Genomic DNA, 14816 nt, shown 5'->3' on the forward strand with positions numbered 1-14816 from the left:
GCACTCGAGGAAACGAGGGGCCTGGGAGGGCCATCCCTCCCCAGCCTTCTCCCCGGCGGCCACGCATGCCCTGGGGGAAGCGGTGCGCAAGCTTGATCCCCGACGGTTGGCCCATAACCCGGTGCTGTTCACCACAGCGGTGATCGCCCTGCTGTGTACCGTTTTGCTGATCAAGGCCCTGGTGGTGGGCGACACCGCCCTGGCGCCCGGCGTGCTGCTGCAAATTGTGGTGTGGCTGTGGGGCACGGTGCTGTTTGCCACCTTTGCCGAGGCCCTGGCCGAGGGCCGGGGGCAGGCTCAGGCGTCGAGCCTGCGTCGGGCCCGCACCGACACCCAGGCCAAGCGCCTGTTGGCCTCGGGCGAGCGCGAAATCGTGCCGGCCCCGTCCCTGCGGGCGGGAGACCGGGTGCTGGTCGAGGCGGGGGATCTGATCCCCGGCGACGGCGACGTGGTCGAAGGCATTGCCCTGGTCGATGAAAGCGCCATCACCGGCGAATCGGCTCCGGTGATTCGCGAGTCGGGCGGCGATCGCTCGGCGGTCACCGGCGGCACCCGGATCGTTTCCGACAGCATTGTCGTGCGCATCACCACCAACCCGGGCGAAAGCGTCCTCGACCGGATGATTGCCCTGGTCGAAAACGCCAAGCGCCAGAAAACCCCCAACGAGATCGCCCTGGGCATTTTGCTGGTCGGCCTGACCTTGGTGTTCTTGCTGGTGGTGTTGAGCTTGCCGGCTTTTGCCGGGCTGGCCGGGGTCAGCGTGCCGGTGGCCTTCCTGGCGGCCTTGTTCGTCACCTTGATCCCCACGACCATCGGCGGCCTGCTCTCGGCGATTGGCATTGCCGGCATGGACCGGCTGGTCCGCTTCAATGTCATCGCCAAATCGGGGCGCGCGGTGGAGGCGGCTGGCGACGTGGACGTGCTGCTCTTGGACAAGACCGGCACCATCACCTTGGGCAACCGGCAGGCGGCGGCGTTTTGGCCGGTGTCGGGGGTGAGCGAGCGCGAGTTGGCGGAAGCGGCCCGGCTGGCCTCGCTGGCCGACGACACCGCCGAGGGGCGCTCGATCGTCGCCCTGGCGACCGAGCGCTTTGGCGGGGGGCCGAGTCCCTGGACCGCACCGGCATGGTCTTTCAGCCCTTCACGGCGCAATCGCGCATGAGTGGCGTGGACCTGCCCGACGGCAGCGCGATTCGCAAGGGGGCCCCTGATCGTCTCCTCGCCCTGCTCGCCGAGCCGGCGCCGCGTGACCTGATCCGCGCGGTGGAAAAGGTGGCCAAGGAGGGCGGCACCCCCTTGGTGGTGGCGCGCGATCGCCGGCCGCTGGGGGTGGTGGATCTGAAGGACATCGTCAAGCCGGGGCTGCGCGAGCGCTTCCAGACCCTGCGGCGCATGGGGATCAAGACGGTGATGGTGACGGGCGACAACCCGCTCACCGCCGCCGCCATCGCCGCCGAGGCTGGGGTGGACGATTTCCTGGCCGAGGCGACGCCGGAGCGCAAGCTGGAGCTGATCAGAGAGTATCAAGGCGACGGCCGTCTGGTCGCCATGTGCGGCGACGGCGCCAACGATGCCCCGGCCCTGGCCCAGGCCGACGTGGGGGTGGCCATGAACACGGGCACCCAGGCGGCGCGCGAGGCCGGCAACATGATTGATCTCGACAGCGACCCGACCAAGCTGATCGAAATTGTCATGATCGGCAAACAGCTTCTCATGAGCCGGGGCGCCCTGACCACGTTTTCCATCGCCAATGACGTGGCCAAGTACTTCGCGATCCTTCCGGCCCTGTTTCTGCCGGCTCTGCCACAGCTTCAGGGGCTCAACATCATGGGACTGCACAGCCCGGAAAGCGCCATCCTGTCGGCCCTGATTTTTAACGCCTTGATTATTATTGCGCTGGTTCCGCTGGCGTTGAAGGGGGTGCGTTACCGCCCGGCCCCGGCTTCGGTGCTGCTGGCCCGCCATGGCCTGCTCTATGGCGGGGGCGGGCTGATTGCCCCCTTCCTGGGCATCAAACTGATTGATGTCGTGGTGGTTGCCGTGGGGCTGGTGTGAGCCCGGCCGAAGAGAGGGAGAAAAAGAATGGGACGCGAACTCCGGGCCGTGGGGGTCTTTCTTGCGGTCATGACCGTGCTGTTGGGCCTGGGCTACCCGCTGGCCGTGCAGGGGCTGGGGCAGCTTTTGTTTCCCGACCAAGCGCACGGCAGCCTGATCCGGGATGGCGAGGGCCGACCGGTGGGCTCGGCCCTGATCGGGCAGGCCTTCGGCGAGGCCCGCTATTTCCACAGCCGCCCCTCGGTGGTTCGGTACGATGGCGCCGGCTCGGGCGCGAGTAACCTGGCTCCCGGATCCAAGGACTTGGTGACGATCTTGGAGCAAAGGCTCCAGGCTCTGCGCTCTGCCAATCCGCACGCGCCCGAGCCGGTCCCGGCCGATCTGGTGACGGCGTCGGCCAGCGGCCTCGACCCCCACATTTCGCCCGCCGCCGCCTTGTGGCAGGTGCCGCGTGTGGCCCGGGCCCGGGCCCTGCCGGAAAAGCAGGTGCGCGAGGTCATCGCCGAGGTTCAGGAGGGCCCAACCCTTGGGGTGTTTGGGCAGCCTCGGGTCAATGTGCTGAAACTCAACCTGGCTCTCGACGCGCTCGCCCGATCGTAGGACCCTGTTTCGTCGCTAGAGTTTGTCAGGGAAAAGTGGGCAGCACTTTTCCCGAAAAGACAAACTCAAACAAAGGAATCCAGAGTCCATTTGCTTCAGGATGAAGCGGATGGACTCTCGGCGCTACAAGAGGAGATCCCCATGCCCCCCCTGGGAGCGGCCCGCCGGCCCTCGCCCGAAGCCCTGCTGGAAGAAGCCAACCGCGAGCATCGCGGTCGGCTGAAAATCTTCCTGGGCGCCGCGCCCGGGGTCGGCAAAACCTACGCCATGCTGCAAGACGCCCACGCCCGCAAGCGCGATGGCGTGGACGTGGTGGTGGGCGTGGTGGAAACCCACGGTCGCAGCGAAACCGCCGCCTTGCTCGACGGTCTGGAGGTCCAGCCTCTGCGGGCCCAGGCCTATCGCGAGCGCAGCTTTTTGGAAATGGACCTGGACGCCCTGCTCCAGCGGCGGCCGGGGCTGGTGCTGGTCGATGAGCTGGCCCACACCAATGTGCCGGGCTCGCGCCATCTCAAGCGCTGGCAGGACGTGGACGAGCTGCTGGAGGCCGGGCTGGATGTGTACTCCACCCTCAACATCCAGCATCTGGAGAGCCTGAACGATGTCGTCGAGCGCATTGCCGGCATCACGGTGCGCGAGACCCTGCCCGACAGCGTTTTGCACAAGGCCGACGACATCGAACTGATCGACCTGCCGCCCCAGGCGCTCATCCAGCGCTTGAACGAGGGCAAGGTTTATGTCCCCGAGCAGGCCCAGCGGGCGCTGCATCACTTCTTTTCCCAGGGCACCTTGACGGCTCTGCGCGAAATGGCCTTGCGTCAGGCCGCCGAGCGGGTCGATGCCCAGATGATGCGCTACATGCGCACCCACGCCATCGCCGGGCCCTGGCCGACCCGCGAGCGCTTGTTGGTGGGGGTGGGGCGGGGCGCTTCGGCTCTGCGCTTGGTGCGCGCGGCCAAACGGGCGGCGGAACGGCGCGGCGCGCCCTGGATCGCCCTCCACGTCGAAACCCCCGCCGAGGCGGGGTTGAGCGAGGAGGACAAGGACGGCCTGTCGGCGGCCCTGCGTCTGGCGGAGCAATTGGGCGGCGAGAGCGCCGTCGTGCAGGGCGAGCGGGTGGCCGAGGAGATCCTGGCCGTTGCCCGCGAGCGCAATGTGAGCCAGATCATCGTCGGGCAGAGCCGGCGCCGCCCGCATCGCCGGGTGCCGCGTTTGCCGGCCGAGCTGCTGCGCCGGGGCGAGGGCATCGACATCTTGGTGGTGGCGGGCGAGCCGCGTGTGGAAGGGCGGGACCGCGCGTGGCGGCTGCCGCGACGGCGCGAGGGCTGGCGTGGCTATGCGTTTGCCTTTCTGGTGGTGGCCCTGATCACGGCGCTTGGCTTGGTGATCGACTTGTGGGTGCCGGTTCCCGGTCTCTCCATGGCCTATCTGGCCGGGGTCTTGCTGGTGGCCATGCGCTATCGCCTGGGGCCCTCGATTTTCGCCTCGCTGCTGGGGGTGGTGGCCCTCGATTTCTGCTTCACGGCGCCGCATTTCACGTTGCGCATTCACGATGCCCATAACATCGCGACCGTGGTCTTTTTCCTGGTCCTCTCGATTCTGACCTCGAACATTGCCGCGCGGGTGCGCGACCAGATGGACATGACCCGCACCGGCAATCGGCGCATGACCAACCTTTATGATTTCAATCGCCGCATTGCCGGGGCCGCCGGCCTTGACGACGTGCTCTGGGCGGTGGTCCATCACGTGGCGGCCACCATCGGCGGGCAGTCGCTGGTCTTGATGCCGCAAGGCGAGACCCTGGGGGTGATGGCCGGCTACCCCCCCGAGGACAGCCTGGACGAAAAATCCCAGGCGGCGGCGCGCTGGGCCTGGGAGCACGGCAGCCCGGCCGGGCGCGGCTCGGCCACCTTGCCGGCCGCCGATTGGCTGTTCTTGCCCATGCGCACGGGGCGGGGACTGGTGGGGGTGTTGGGGGTCCGGCTGGGCGAGGACGAGGCCCTGATCTCGCCCGAGCAAAGCCGGCTGGTCGGGACCCTGGCCGACCAAGGGGCAGTGGCCATCGAGCGAACCACCCTGGCCGCCGACATCGAAAAAGCCCGGGTCGATGCCGAGACCGAGCGCCTGCGCACGGCCTTGCTGTCCTCGTTGTCGCATGACCTGCGCACCCCGTTGGTGTCCATCCTGGGGGCGGCGTCGAGTCTGCACGCCTACGAGGAAACCCTCAAGCCGGCCCAGCGCCTGGATCTGGTGCAAACCATCCAGGAGGAGGCGGAGCGGCTTAACCGCTTTGTTCAAAACCTTCTCGACATGACCCGCATCGGGGCCGGCGCCTTGACCCCCAAGACCGACTGGGTGGATCTGGCCGACGTGGTGGGGGCCGCCACCGGCCGCGCCAAGCGCATGTTGCGCCATCGCCCCTTGCGCCTTGATCTCGATCCCGATCTGCCCTTGTTGGCCCTGGATCCGATCTTGCTGGAGCAGGTCTTTTTTAATCTGATCGACAATGCCTGCAAGTATTCTCCCGATGGCTCGGCGGTTACGATTTGGGCCCGGCGGCGTGACCGCCATGTGGTCATCGAGGTATGCGATCTGGGTCCCGGCATTCCCGAGCGTGACCGCGAGCGGGTTTTTGATATGTTTTACCGGGTGCAGGCGGGCGACGGCCAAACCGCGGGGACCGGCCTTGGCCTCGCCATCTGCCGAGGAATTATCGAGGCCCACGGCGGCACGATCTCGGCTCAGTCGGGCATCAACGATGCCGGGACCTGTATTGTGATCACCGTGCCGGTGGGGGACGCCCCGGACCTGCCCGACCAGGGGGAAGCGGATGCCCAAGATTCTGGTGATTGACGACGAACCCCAGATCCGGCGTTTTCTGGGCATCAGCCTGAGTGCCAACGGGTACACCGTGGTTGAAAGCGACGGCGGTCAGGCCGGGATCGCGTGCTGTGCTGCCGAGCGGCCCGATCTCGTGATCTTGGATCTCGGCTTGCCCGATCTCGACGGCCAGGAGGTCATCACGGCCCTGCGCTCCCAGGGGCCGGTGCCGATCTTGGTGCTCTCGGTGCGCGCCAGCGAGCGCGACAAGGTCGAGGCCCTCGACCGGGGGGCCGACGACTACGTGACCAAGCCCTTTGGCATTGCCGAACTGATGGCCCGCATCCGCGCCGCGCTTCGCCAGCGCCCCAGCGATACCGGCGCTAGCGCGGTGATCACGGCGGGCCGCGTGCGCCTCGATCTCACCCGGCGGTTAGTGACGCGCGACGGCCAGCCGGTGCATTTATCACGCAAAGAATACGACTTGCTCTCGCTGTTGGCCCGCCACGCCGATCATGTGCTCACCCACAACGAAATCCTGCGCTCGGTGTGGGGCGAGGCCCATGTGCACGATACGGCCTACCTGCGGGTGTATATCAAGCAGTTGCGCCAGAAGATCGAAACCGACCCGGCCTTGCCGCAAATCCTGATTACCGAACTGGGGGTCGGCTACCGCTTCCGGGCGGCGCCGTCCGACGAGTGAGGCAAGGCCCCAGGAACAGAGGGGTCTGGGGAGGCCCCCGCCTCCCCAGCCTCCCTTTTAATCAAGCGGCGGCGCCCCATCGCCCGGCGCGGGCAGGGCCGGGGTGTCGTCGGTCGCCGGCGTCTCCGAGGTGTCCCGATCGGCCGGCACCACGCATTGCAAGACCCAAACGTCGTAAACGCCATGGTCCATCGACGACAGCGACGGGCTGGAGGCGAACATCCAGCCATGGAAGACCGGCGTCGGCCCCGCAGTGTCGCCCTGTTCCTCGACTTCCAGGAAACCGGCGCTTTCCGGTTCATCGGGCGGCAGGCGACGCACGCAGGATTTGACGGTGATCGCCAACACCCCCAAGTGGGTCTGGGTGCCGACGGGCACGGCGATTTCACCGACACGGGCCGTGATTTTGTCGAGCCAGCCCAGGCGGGCCGTGTCCGCCTGGATTTCCTCGGCCCCGGCCTGTAAAGCCAAGCTGACCAGCCCGGCCATCGCGCCCGCGCCGCTCCAAACAAAGCGCCTCATGGTGTTCGTGTCCTGTGCCGATCCTCAGAGCCGGAGGCGGGCGCCTGGGTCGCCAGGAAAATGATTTCGCCAACCAGTTCTTCCATCGATTGGAAATCCTGGGTGTTGGACAGTCGCCCGCCGGCTGCGATCATGGTGGGGGACTGGCCGGGTTCGAGGCGGATGTACTTCCCCCCCAGCATGCCGTCGTTGACGATGGCCGCCCGGGTATCCTGGGGCACGCGTACCGCTGACGAAAGGGAGAGATCGACAATCGCCTGATAGGTGGTGGGATCCAGGCGGCGCCCGGTGACGGTGCCGACCTTGACGCCGTTGATGCGCACATCCGAGCCCGCTTCCAGGCCGCCGATTTTGAGAAAGATCGCCTGAACGGGATAACCGGCCACGGGGCGAAGATCGGCGGTGGTGTAGGCGAAAGCGAGAAACACTGCCGCGACGCCCAAGACCACGGCCCCCATGATGGTCTCGATCGGGTTGCGTTCCATGCTTAGTTTCCTTCTGTGGCGGCGGGCGCCGGGAGGCTCTCGGAAGAAGCCGGAAGGCTTGCGGGCGCTTCCGGGCTCGGTGACGCGACCTCGCGCTCCCGGGCGAGGCGCGCCTCTTCTTGCTGACGCTCTTCTTCCAGCTTGCGGGCCCGTTCTTCCTGCCGGGCCTTATCCTGGGCGGCGCGGCGGGCCTGTTCCTGCTCTTGCACCTGGGGGGCGGCGGGCCGGTTGGGGTCGAGGCCGCGGCGGGTTTTGGCCATGGCCACCACCTTGGCCAGCAGGTCCTCCATCACCACCGAGTCCTGGGTGTAATCCAGGCGCTCGCCCGAGGGGATGGTGCCCATGCCGCCGCCGCCGGTGCGCAGCTCGATGTACTTGCCGCCCAGAAAGCCCTCGGTATGGATCACGGCGGCGGTGTCGTCGGGCAGGTCCTCGGTGACATCGAGGCGCATGGTGACCAGGGCCCGGTAGCCGTCGGCCAGGGTGTGGCCCACCACCTTGCCCACGGGAATGCCGGCCAGTCGAACCTCGCTGCCCACGCCAATGCCATCGGCCCGGTTGAACAAGGCCGTGACCTCGTAAAGCCCCGAGGGAACGGCGCCTTCATGACGGTTGATGGTGGTCGCCACCACAAGGAGGGCGCCCGCGGCAACAACCACGGCTCCGATCAGGGTTTCCCTGGAACGACTTCGCGACGGCATGACAAGGACCGGGTGCGTGAAAGGAAAGGGATCAGGGACGCCACGCCTGATAGTCGCCGGTGGCGGCTGGACGTTGGCCGCCGGCGCGTTCGTCTCCTTGGGGCACCCGGGCATGGGCGGTGCCGGTCAGGTTGGGCAGATGCGGTTGGCCCCAGGGTCGGTCGCTCACAGGCAGGGGGGCCTCGGCGGTGTGATGCAGCCACGCATGCCACTCGGGCGGAACCTTGGAGGCCTCGACCTTCCCCTTGTAATCCACCCAACGCTTGCGTCGATACAGGGAGGCCGTCCGGCTCTCGCGGCTTTGATAATAGCGGTTGCCGTGGACATCCTCGCCCACGAATTCGCCGTTGAGACGGGTGTACAGCCGGGTGCCAAAGTTCATTGTGACACGTCTCCTGGGTGGTCGGCCTGGATCCAGCGCAGGCCAGCCCAGGGCCGCGAGGAACGCGGGGGAGGGGGGCACTATGGCGCAAGCGTCGGCCGGCGTCCAGACGGGTTCATGGGGAAGAGAAGGGAAGGCTGGGGAGGCGGGCCTCCCCCAGACCCCTCCGTTCCTGGGACTTCTGTGACGGTGGGGTCTGGGGAGGCCCGCCTCCCCCAGACCCGAGGGGGTCTGGGGGAGGCCGCGCCTCCCCGGCCGTGATCTCCCCCTTACGATCCTTGCCCCGCCGCCAGAACACTGGGCGCGACCAAAAGAGTGGTATGCGAGCGCGAGAAAGGCTAAAACCGGCCGGGGAGGGCGGTCTGCGTCCTCCGTCCGAGAGACATGGAGGACACCGGTTCCATGGCGTTTGATGCGCGCGACAGCGCAGACAAGCTGGTCCTTGCCCTGCCCAAGGGTCGCATTCTCGATGAGGCCATGCCTCTCGTGCGGGCCACGGGCCTTATCCCCGAACCCGCTTTCGATGATCCGCGAAGCCGCCAGCTTCGCTTCGCCACCAACCACCCGGACGTGGATATCATCCGGGTGCGCAGTTTTGATGTGGCAACCTTCGTGGCGTTCGGGGCGGCGCATCTGGGCATCGCGGGTAACGACGTCATCATGGAGTTCAATTATCCCGAGCTGCATGCGCCGCTGGATCTGGGCATTGGCGCGTGCAAGCTGGCCGTGGCCGAGTCCGCGTCCTTGCTGGCCCAGGACGATCCCCAGCGTTGGTCCCACATCCGTGTCGCGACCAAGTATCCCGAGATCACGCGGCGTCACTTTGCCGCGCGCGGCGTCCAGGCCGAGTGCATCAAGCTGAACGGGGCCATGGAACTGGCGCCGGTTCTGGGCTTGTGCCGGCGTATTGTCGATTTGGTTTCGACCGGCTCTACCTTGCGGGCCAACGGTCTTGTCGAGGTCGAGACCATTACCCAGGTCACGTCCCGTCTGGTCGTCAACCGCACGGCGATGAAGGTGCGGGCCCGCGAAATGGCGTTTTGGCTCGATCGCTTCCGGGAGGTGTGCCATGCCCGTGCGGCTTGACGCGAGAGATCCCGGGTTTGAGGCGGCGTTCACGACCTTGCTGGGCGGCAAGCGTGAGTCGGCGCAAGACGTCAACGACACCGTGGCCGCGATCCTCGACGACGTGCGCCGTCGAGGCGATGCGGCCGTTTTGGAGTATACCGCGCGCTTTGACCGCCTGACCCTGGAGCCCCAGGGATTGCGGGTCAGCCTTGGCGAGATCGACACGGCCGTGGCCACCGTTGATCCCGACGTGCGCGACGCCCTGGCCCTGGCCGCCGATCGCATTGCCTCGTTTCATGGCCGTCAGGTGCCGCAGGGCTTTAGCTACACCGATCAGGCTGGGGTGCGCCTGGGCCAGCGCTGGACGCCGGTCTCGGCGGTCGGCCTGTATGTGCCGGGCGGCACGGCGGCCTATCCCTCGTCGGTGCTCATGAACGCCGTGCCCGCCAAGGTGGCCGGCGTCGAGCGCGTGGTCATGGTGGTGCCCACCCCCGGCGGCGTGCTCAACCCGCTGGTGCTGGTGGCGGCGCGCATGGCCGGGGTCGATGAGATCTACCGGATTGGGGGGGCCCAGGCCGTGGGCGCCCTGGCCTACGGCACCGCGACCATCGCTCCCGTCGATAAGATCGTGGGGCCGGGCAATGCCTATGTGGCGGCCGCCAAGCGCCAAGTGTTTGGCACGGTGGGCATCGACATGATCGCCGGTCCCTCGGAAATTTTGGTGGTGGCCGATGCCAGCAACGATCCCGACTGGATTGCCATGGATCTGTTGTCCCAGGCCGAGCACGACGCCGCCGCCCAGTCGATCCTGATCACCGACGACGAGGCTTTCGCCGATGCGGTGGAGCGGGCCGTCGCGATCCAGTTGGCCTCGTTGTCGCGCGTGGACATTGCCTCGGCGTCGTGGCGCGATCACGGGGCGGTCATCGTGGTGGGGGACCTGCTGGCTGACGCGCCGGCCCTGGTCGATCGCGTGGCGCCCGAGCACCTGGAACTCGCCGTCACCGATCCCGATGCCCTGGCCGAGCGTGTGAAGCATGCCGGGGCCATCTTCCTGGGGCGCCATACCCCGGAGGCCATCGGCGATTATGTGGCCGGACCCAACCACGTGCTGCCGACCTCGCGTACCGCGCGCTTCTCCTCGGGATTGGGGGTGCTTGACTTCATGAAGCGGACCACGTTGGTCGGGTGTTCCCCCGGCGCTCTGGGGGCCCTGGGCAGGGCCGCCGTGCGTCTGGCCCAGGCGGAGGGATTGGAAGCCCACGGCTTGTCGGTGGCGACCCGCCTGAACATCCCTCGGTTCTAGCGGGATTGGCCGTCATGATGCCCCCCGATCCCCCGCCCGAGGAACCGCTCCTCAAAGAGACGGACCGGCTGGTGGGCATCACCTTGGACGAACGGGTGTTCGTGCGCCGCCGCCCCGAGGTGGAGCACGAACGCGCCGTGGCCATTTTCGATCTTCTGGAAGACAACCGCTTTGCCGTGCCCGGCCTGGAGGGGCCCTTTCGGCTGGTTCTCAGCTTGGAAGACAATCGCCTTATTTTTGATATCCGCGACGAGGCCAATCGGGAGTTGGTCCGTTTTGGCCTGGGGATGACGGCGTTTCGCACCCTTGTGAAAGATTATTTTATGGTGTGTGAGAGTTATTTTAGTGCCATCCGCACGATGTCGCCCTCCCAGATCGAGGCGATCGACATGGGACGCCGCGCCTTGCACAACGAAGGCGGCTCCTTCTTGCGCCAGCGGTTGCGTGAGCGGGCGGTGATTGATCATGACACCGGGCGGCGGCTGTTTACGTTGCTGTGCGTGCTCCACGTGCGGGCTTAAGAAAGAAAGGCTGGGGGGGCTCGGCCTGATGACATGTCTTCCGGGGTCGTTTGCCGATCGTTCCTTGGGGGCTCCCCTGCCGTCCGCCGTGTTGTTTTGCTGCACCATGAATGCGGTGCGGTCCCCCATGGCCGAGGGGATTTTGAAGCGCCTGCATGGCACGCGCATTTATGTTCAGTCGGTGGGGGTGCGGGCCGGGGTCGAGATTGATGGCTTCGCGATTGCCGTGATGGAGGAGATCGGCGTGGACCTGCGCCGCCATATCACGCGCACTTTCGAGGACCTCGAGGATGGGAGCTTTGATGAGGTGATTTCCCTCTCGCCCGAGGCCCAGCACAAGGCGGTGGAGATGACCCGCTGGATGGCCTGCGAGGTGACGTTTTGGAACACCTTTGATCCCAGCTTGGTCGAGGGATCGCGCGAAACGCGCCTGGAGGCCTATCGCACGGTGCGCGACTCCCTGATGACCCGCCTGTTGCAACGCTTCCCGGTCTCGCTCGGACCTGCGGGATAGTCCCGCAAACACGGGGGCTCGGGCAATCCGGCCCGTCCCCCCTGGCTTGCGCTGCGCCCCCTTCATAAAAATACGAAAATTCCTTGACGATGCTTCCCGAGGGCACTCATAACGGGGGTCCCTCGAAACCGGGAACCAGTTGGGGTCATGGCCAAAGAAGACGTACTCGAATTTTCCGGCGTGGTGGTTGAGCTTTTGCCCAACGCCATGTTCCGGGTCAAACTGGACAACGATCATCAGGTCCTTGCCCACACCTCGGGCAAGATGCGCAAGAATCGCATTCGCGTTCTTGTGGGTGATCGTGTGACCGTCGAAATGACACCCTACGACCTGACCAAAGGTCGCATCACCTTCCGCTTCAAGTAACGGCGTCCGTGTCCCTTTCCTCCTTCACGGCGGCCGGCGCGGATCAGGACCCCCCGGCAGACGCCTCCCAGCCTCTTTTCGTGCTGGCCTCAGCGTCTCCCCGGCGTCTGGATCTCCTGGCCCAAGTGGGCGTGCGCCCTGACCGGGTCGATCCCGCCGATCTCGATGAAACGCCCCTGCGCGACGAATTGCCGCGACCCTATGCTCTGCGCATTGCCGAAGCCAAGGCGCAGGCGGTGGCCGGGCGTCACCCGGGGGCCTTTGTGTTGGCCGGCGACACCGTGGTCGCCCGAGGCCGGCGTATTCTCCCCAAGGCGCTGGACGAAAAGACGGCCCGGCGCTGTCTCGATCTGCTTTCTGGCGCGCGCCACCGGGTGTATGGCGGTCTAGCCTTGGTCACCCCCTCGGGGCGGCTGATCAGCCGGGTGGTTGTGACCCAGGTTGCCTTCAAACGCCTGTCCGAGCCGGAGATGGCCGCCTATCTGGCCAGTGGCGAGTGGCATGGCAAGGCGGGAGGCTATGCCATCCAGGGCAAGGCGGCGGCTTTTGTGCCTTTTCTCTCCGGCTCCTATGCCAATGTGGTGGGACTGGCGGTCCATGAGGCCGTGTCCTTGCTGACCGGCAATGGCTATCGCTCTCCCCTCTGACCCGTTGGGGTCCCTGATTCTGGTCGATGACGGCCCCGGCGAAACGCGCTGGGCCTTGTGCGATGCCCAGGGTGCCTTGCGCGAGGTGGTCTTGAGCCGGGCCCATCGCCCGGAAGCGGGCGCCTGCCTGGCCGGCCGGGTGCGCGAGCGGGTGCCCGGGCACGCAGCGGTGTTTGTTGATCTGGGGGCGCCGCCCTGGGGCTTTTTGGCGGCCGAGGACGCGGCCGGAGGGCTGCCGCCTCTAGGGACGCGGGTTTTGGTCCAGGTGTTGCGCCCGGCCGTGGAGACCAAGGGGCCCAAGCTGACTTTGGCCCTCTCGTGGCCCGGGCGCTTTTGGGTGTTGACGCCCGGGCGGCCCGGCCTGGGGATGTCCACCAAGATTCCCGGCAATCGCAAGGCGCTGCGCGCCCATTTCGAGTCTTTTTTGGCCCCGGGTGAAGGCGTTATTGCCCGCTCGGAGATTGCCGAGGCCGGCGACGACGCCTTGCAGGCCGATCTGGAGGCCTTGCGGACCCTGGCCGCCGAGGTGGCCCGACGGTTCTCGGCCACGTCGAACCTCGGGCTGCTGCAAGAAGCGCCGTCCCCGCTGGCGGCGTGGCTGGAGGAGCCGGGCGGGGCCCAGGCCCGGATTGTTGTAGACTCGGGGGGCCGTTTTCCTTTCGTTCAGGCCCTGGTGCACGCGCGCTTCCCCGGAGGCGGGCCACAGGTCACGGTGCATCACGATCCCGCCACCGCTTTGTTCGAGGCTTACGGGGTGGAAGCCGCCCTGGAGGAAGCGCTGGAGCCTGGGGTGGCCGTGCCGGGGGGCGGGTTTGTCCACTTTGCCGAGACCCAGGCGGTCAGTGCCGTGGACATCGACGCTCAGGGGCAAGCCCCGGACCTCGTGGCCCAGGCGGCGGTGCCTCTTATCGCCCGTCATATCCGTCTGCGCGGTCTGGCCGGGCAGATCGTCATTGATTTTCCTCGACGGCGCGGCCCGCCCGATCCTGCCTTGGTCACGGCCCTGGCCGAGGCGTTGGCCCAGGATCCGGCCGGAGCCCGGGTTTTGGGGGGCGACCCGGGGCGGCCTCGTCGAAGTGGTGCGGCCCCGTCGCCAGCCGCCCCTCTCAGCCCTGCTGCTTGATCCCCGGGCGGCGCCCCGCCCCAGCGCCGAGGCCGAGGTGCTGGCCGCCTTGCGCCGGCTGCGCTATCGGTTCGACCTGAGGGGCCAATCAAATGAGGGGGTCTGGGGAGGCCCGCCTCCCCAGCCTTCCCTTACGAGCGCATCACCGGCCCCTGCGCGATCAAAAAGCCGCCGAAACGGAAAGATCGTCCCCCCCAACGTGGGCGATCCTCGGGGTACGGCACGGGCCGACGCGGGCGGCGATACTCCTCATAAAAGGCCGCGCGCGTCTCCTCGTCGCTCAAGCGCCGCAGAAAAGGGGCAAGCGCGCTGGCCCGCATCCAGGCCGCCACGGGGTCGGGCCCGCGCAGCAGCAAATGATACACCGTCTCCCAAATATCGAGGTGACGCACCCGAACCGCGAGCAGGCGGGAGTACTTGAGCGCCGATGTCACCGGCATGGGCCGCAACAAAGGCTCCAGGAGATCCCGCCACGGCCCCGCCCGCACCGCTTCGGTGATGCAGCGATAGGCGGGCTCATCAAAGGCGTGGGGCATCTGCACGGCCAGCACCCCCCCACGGGGCCAACATCTGGACCAGCCGGGGAAACAAGGTTTCGTGGTCGGGCACCAGATGCAGGGCAAAGCTGGAGTATAACAGGTCCACCGTGCGCTCGGGGACCCACTGCCCGGGGTCGGCGGCGACAAAGGTGATCCGGCCCTCGGCATCGCCCCGGGCCTGGGCCTCGTCGAGATCGGCGGAGCTGGCATCCACGGCGGTGACGCGGGCCTCGGCGTAGCGCTGGGCGAGCAGGCGGGCGCCGTCGCCTTCCGCGCACCCCAGATCGACGATGCGCAAGGGGGCCTTCAAGGGGACACGCTCCAGAAGGTCGCGTGCCGCCCGCTGTTTAGGGCCGTGATAGGCTTGGAACTGTTCCGGGTCCCGGGGATCCATGCTTCGCTCCCAATGGACCGTTTCGCCGTGTCTCGCTTTATGGAAGCCTTGGGCGAGCGGCTCAAGGTCT

General features: G+C 67.1%; 16 protein-coding genes and 1 pseudogene. 11 read left to right on the forward strand and 6 right to left on the reverse strand.

Translation table 11 applies throughout. The annotated features are described in order from the left end of the window. The first annotated feature begins 70 nt into the window (after positions 1-70). From kdpB to RSPPHO_RS02880, 4 genes and pseudogenes are all read left to right on the forward strand, one after another. Positions 71-2055: pseudogene (kdpB, locus tag RSPPHO_RS02865) on the forward strand (potassium-transporting ATPase subunit KdpB). A 27-nt stretch (positions 2056-2082) separates the two neighbouring features. Further along, complete coding sequence (gene kdpC, locus RSPPHO_RS02870) at positions 2083-2655, forward strand: potassium-transporting ATPase subunit KdpC (RefSeq protein WP_014413778.1); 573 nt, start codon at positions 2083-2085, stop codon at positions 2653-2655. A gap of 141 nt (positions 2656-2796) precedes the next feature. Continuing rightward, positions 2797-5508 (forward strand): sensor histidine kinase, encoded by a 2712-nt coding sequence (locus tag RSPPHO_RS02875; RefSeq protein WP_041793891.1) that lies wholly within the window; start codon positions 2797-2799, stop codon positions 5506-5508. Further along, a complete protein-coding gene (locus tag RSPPHO_RS02880; protein WP_014413780.1) occupies positions 5486-6178 on the forward strand; it encodes a response regulator in 693 nt (230 codons plus the stop codon). The genes RSPPHO_RS02875 and RSPPHO_RS02880 overlap by 23 nt, the downstream gene beginning before the upstream one ends. 57 nt (positions 6179-6235) lie before the next feature. Here the strand turns inward: RSPPHO_RS02880 and RSPPHO_RS02885 are convergent, their stop codons facing one another. From RSPPHO_RS02885 to RSPPHO_RS02900, 4 genes are all read right to left on the reverse strand, one after another. Then, on the reverse strand, positions 6236-6700 hold the full coding sequence (locus tag RSPPHO_RS02885) for a DUF2155 domain-containing protein (protein WP_014413781.1): 465 nt from the start codon (positions 6698-6700) through the stop codon (positions 6236-6238). After that, positions 6697-7185 carry an outer membrane lipid asymmetry maintenance protein MlaD gene (mlaD, locus tag RSPPHO_RS02890; RefSeq protein WP_014413782.1) on the reverse strand — a complete coding sequence of 163 codons (489 nt, stop codon included), beginning with the start codon at positions 7183-7185 and terminating at the stop codon, positions 6697-6699. Before mlaD ends, RSPPHO_RS02885 begins: the two co-directional genes overlap by 4 nt. A gap of 2 nt (positions 7186-7187) precedes the next feature. Then, a complete protein-coding gene (locus RSPPHO_RS02895; protein WP_051013594.1) occupies positions 7188-7844 on the reverse strand; it encodes an MlaD family protein in 657 nt (218 codons plus the stop codon). Between the two features lie 73 nt (positions 7845-7917). Beyond that, a complete protein-coding gene (locus RSPPHO_RS02900; protein ID WP_041793894.1) occupies positions 7918-8268 on the reverse strand; it encodes an NADH:ubiquinone oxidoreductase subunit NDUFA12 in 351 nt (116 codons plus the stop codon). A 402-nt stretch (positions 8269-8670) separates the two neighbouring features. On the opposite strand from RSPPHO_RS02900, the gene hisG reads away from it, so the two are divergent. From hisG to RSPPHO_RS02935, 7 genes are all read left to right on the forward strand, one after another. After that, positions 8671-9354, forward strand: a complete 684-nt coding sequence (hisG, locus tag RSPPHO_RS02905) for an ATP phosphoribosyltransferase (protein WP_041796421.1) — start codon at positions 8671-8673, stop codon at positions 9352-9354. Continuing rightward, positions 9338-10642 (forward strand): histidinol dehydrogenase, encoded by a 1305-nt coding sequence (gene hisD, locus RSPPHO_RS02910; RefSeq protein WP_014413786.1) that lies wholly within the window; start codon positions 9338-9340, stop codon positions 10640-10642. The genes hisG and hisD overlap by 17 nt, the downstream gene beginning before the upstream one ends. Before the next feature lie 17 nt (positions 10643-10659). Next, complete coding sequence (locus tag RSPPHO_RS02915) at positions 10660-11163, forward strand: UPF0262 family protein (protein ID WP_041796424.1); 504 nt, start codon at positions 10660-10662, stop codon at positions 11161-11163. 28 nt (positions 11164-11191) lie between these two features. Further along, complete coding sequence (locus tag RSPPHO_RS02920; RefSeq protein WP_051013596.1) at positions 11192-11677, forward strand: arsenate-mycothiol transferase ArsC; 486 nt, start codon at positions 11192-11194, stop codon at positions 11675-11677. Positions 11678-11824: 147 nt separating this feature from the next. Beyond that, complete coding sequence (gene infA / locus RSPPHO_RS02925) at positions 11825-12043, forward strand: translation initiation factor IF-1 (protein WP_014413789.1); 219 nt, start codon at positions 11825-11827, stop codon at positions 12041-12043. Between the two features lie 8 nt (positions 12044-12051). After that, entirely contained in the window at positions 12052-12690 is a 639-nt protein-coding gene (locus RSPPHO_RS02930) for a Maf family protein (RefSeq protein ID WP_014413790.1), read from the forward strand. Further along, positions 12668-13813 carry a ribonuclease E/G gene (locus RSPPHO_RS02935; RefSeq protein WP_014413791.1) on the forward strand — a complete coding sequence of 382 codons (1146 nt, stop codon included), beginning with the start codon at positions 12668-12670 and terminating at the stop codon, positions 13811-13813. The genes RSPPHO_RS02930 and RSPPHO_RS02935 overlap by 23 nt, the downstream gene beginning before the upstream one ends. 131 nt (positions 13814-13944) lie before the next feature. Here RSPPHO_RS02935 and RSPPHO_RS18645 read toward each other — a convergent pair whose 3' ends face one another. Both RSPPHO_RS18645 and RSPPHO_RS18650 read right to left on the reverse strand, forming a co-directional pair. Further along, positions 13945-14355 (reverse strand): class I SAM-dependent methyltransferase, encoded by a 411-nt coding sequence (locus RSPPHO_RS18645; RefSeq protein WP_157879063.1) that lies wholly within the window; start codon positions 14353-14355, stop codon positions 13945-13947. Further along, a complete protein-coding gene (locus RSPPHO_RS18650) occupies positions 14333-14746 on the reverse strand; it encodes a methyltransferase domain-containing protein (protein WP_014413793.1) in 414 nt (137 codons plus the stop codon). The genes RSPPHO_RS18645 and RSPPHO_RS18650 overlap by 23 nt, the downstream gene beginning before the upstream one ends. Positions 14747-14816 lie beyond the last annotated feature (70 nt).

Origin of the sequence: Pararhodospirillum photometricum DSM 122 (assembly GCF_000284415.1) — a bacterium.
In the GTDB taxonomy this organism is placed as follows: domain Bacteria; phylum Pseudomonadota; class Alphaproteobacteria; order Rhodospirillales; family Rhodospirillaceae; genus Pararhodospirillum; species Pararhodospirillum photometricum.

Bases quoted from the DNA above. Each gene is read 5' to 3' on its own strand.
- RSPPHO_RS02935 (WP_014413791.1), top strand. From the start codon at position 12,668: ATGGCTATCGCTCTCCCCTCTGACCCGTTGGGGTCCCTGATTCTGGTC.
- mlaD (WP_014413782.1), bottom strand. From the start codon at position 7,185: ATGGAACGCAACCCGATCGAGACCATCATGGGGGCCGTGGTCTTGGGC.
- RSPPHO_RS18650 (WP_014413793.1), bottom strand. From the start codon at position 14,746: ATGGATCCCCGGGACCCGGAACAGTTCCAAGCCTATCACGGCCCTAAA.
- infA (WP_014413789.1), top strand. From the start codon at position 11,825: ATGGCCAAAGAAGACGTACTCGAATTTTCCGGCGTGGTGGTTGAGCTT.
- RSPPHO_RS02885 (WP_014413781.1), bottom strand. From the start codon at position 6,700: ATGAGGCGCTTTGTTTGGAGCGGCGCGGGCGCGATGGCCGGGCTGGTC.
- RSPPHO_RS02920 (WP_051013596.1), top strand. From the start codon at position 11,192: ATGACATGTCTTCCGGGGTCGTTTGCCGATCGTTCCTTGGGGGCTCCC.
- RSPPHO_RS02880 (WP_014413780.1), top strand. From the start codon at position 5,486: ATGCCCAAGATTCTGGTGATTGACGACGAACCCCAGATCCGGCGTTTT.
- hisG (WP_041796421.1), top strand. From the start codon at position 8,671: ATGGCGTTTGATGCGCGCGACAGCGCAGACAAGCTGGTCCTTGCCCTG.
- hisD (WP_014413786.1), top strand. From the start codon at position 9,338: ATGCCCGTGCGGCTTGACGCGAGAGATCCCGGGTTTGAGGCGGCGTTC.
- RSPPHO_RS02915 (WP_041796424.1), top strand. From the start codon at position 10,660: ATGCCCCCCGATCCCCCGCCCGAGGAACCGCTCCTCAAAGAGACGGAC.
- RSPPHO_RS02900 (WP_041793894.1), bottom strand. From the start codon at position 8,268: ATGAACTTTGGCACCCGGCTGTACACCCGTCTCAACGGCGAATTCGTG.
- kdpC (WP_014413778.1), top strand. From the start codon at position 2,083: ATGGGACGCGAACTCCGGGCCGTGGGGGTCTTTCTTGCGGTCATGACC.
- RSPPHO_RS02875 (WP_041793891.1), top strand. From the start codon at position 2,797: ATGCCCCCCCTGGGAGCGGCCCGCCGGCCCTCGCCCGAAGCCCTGCTG.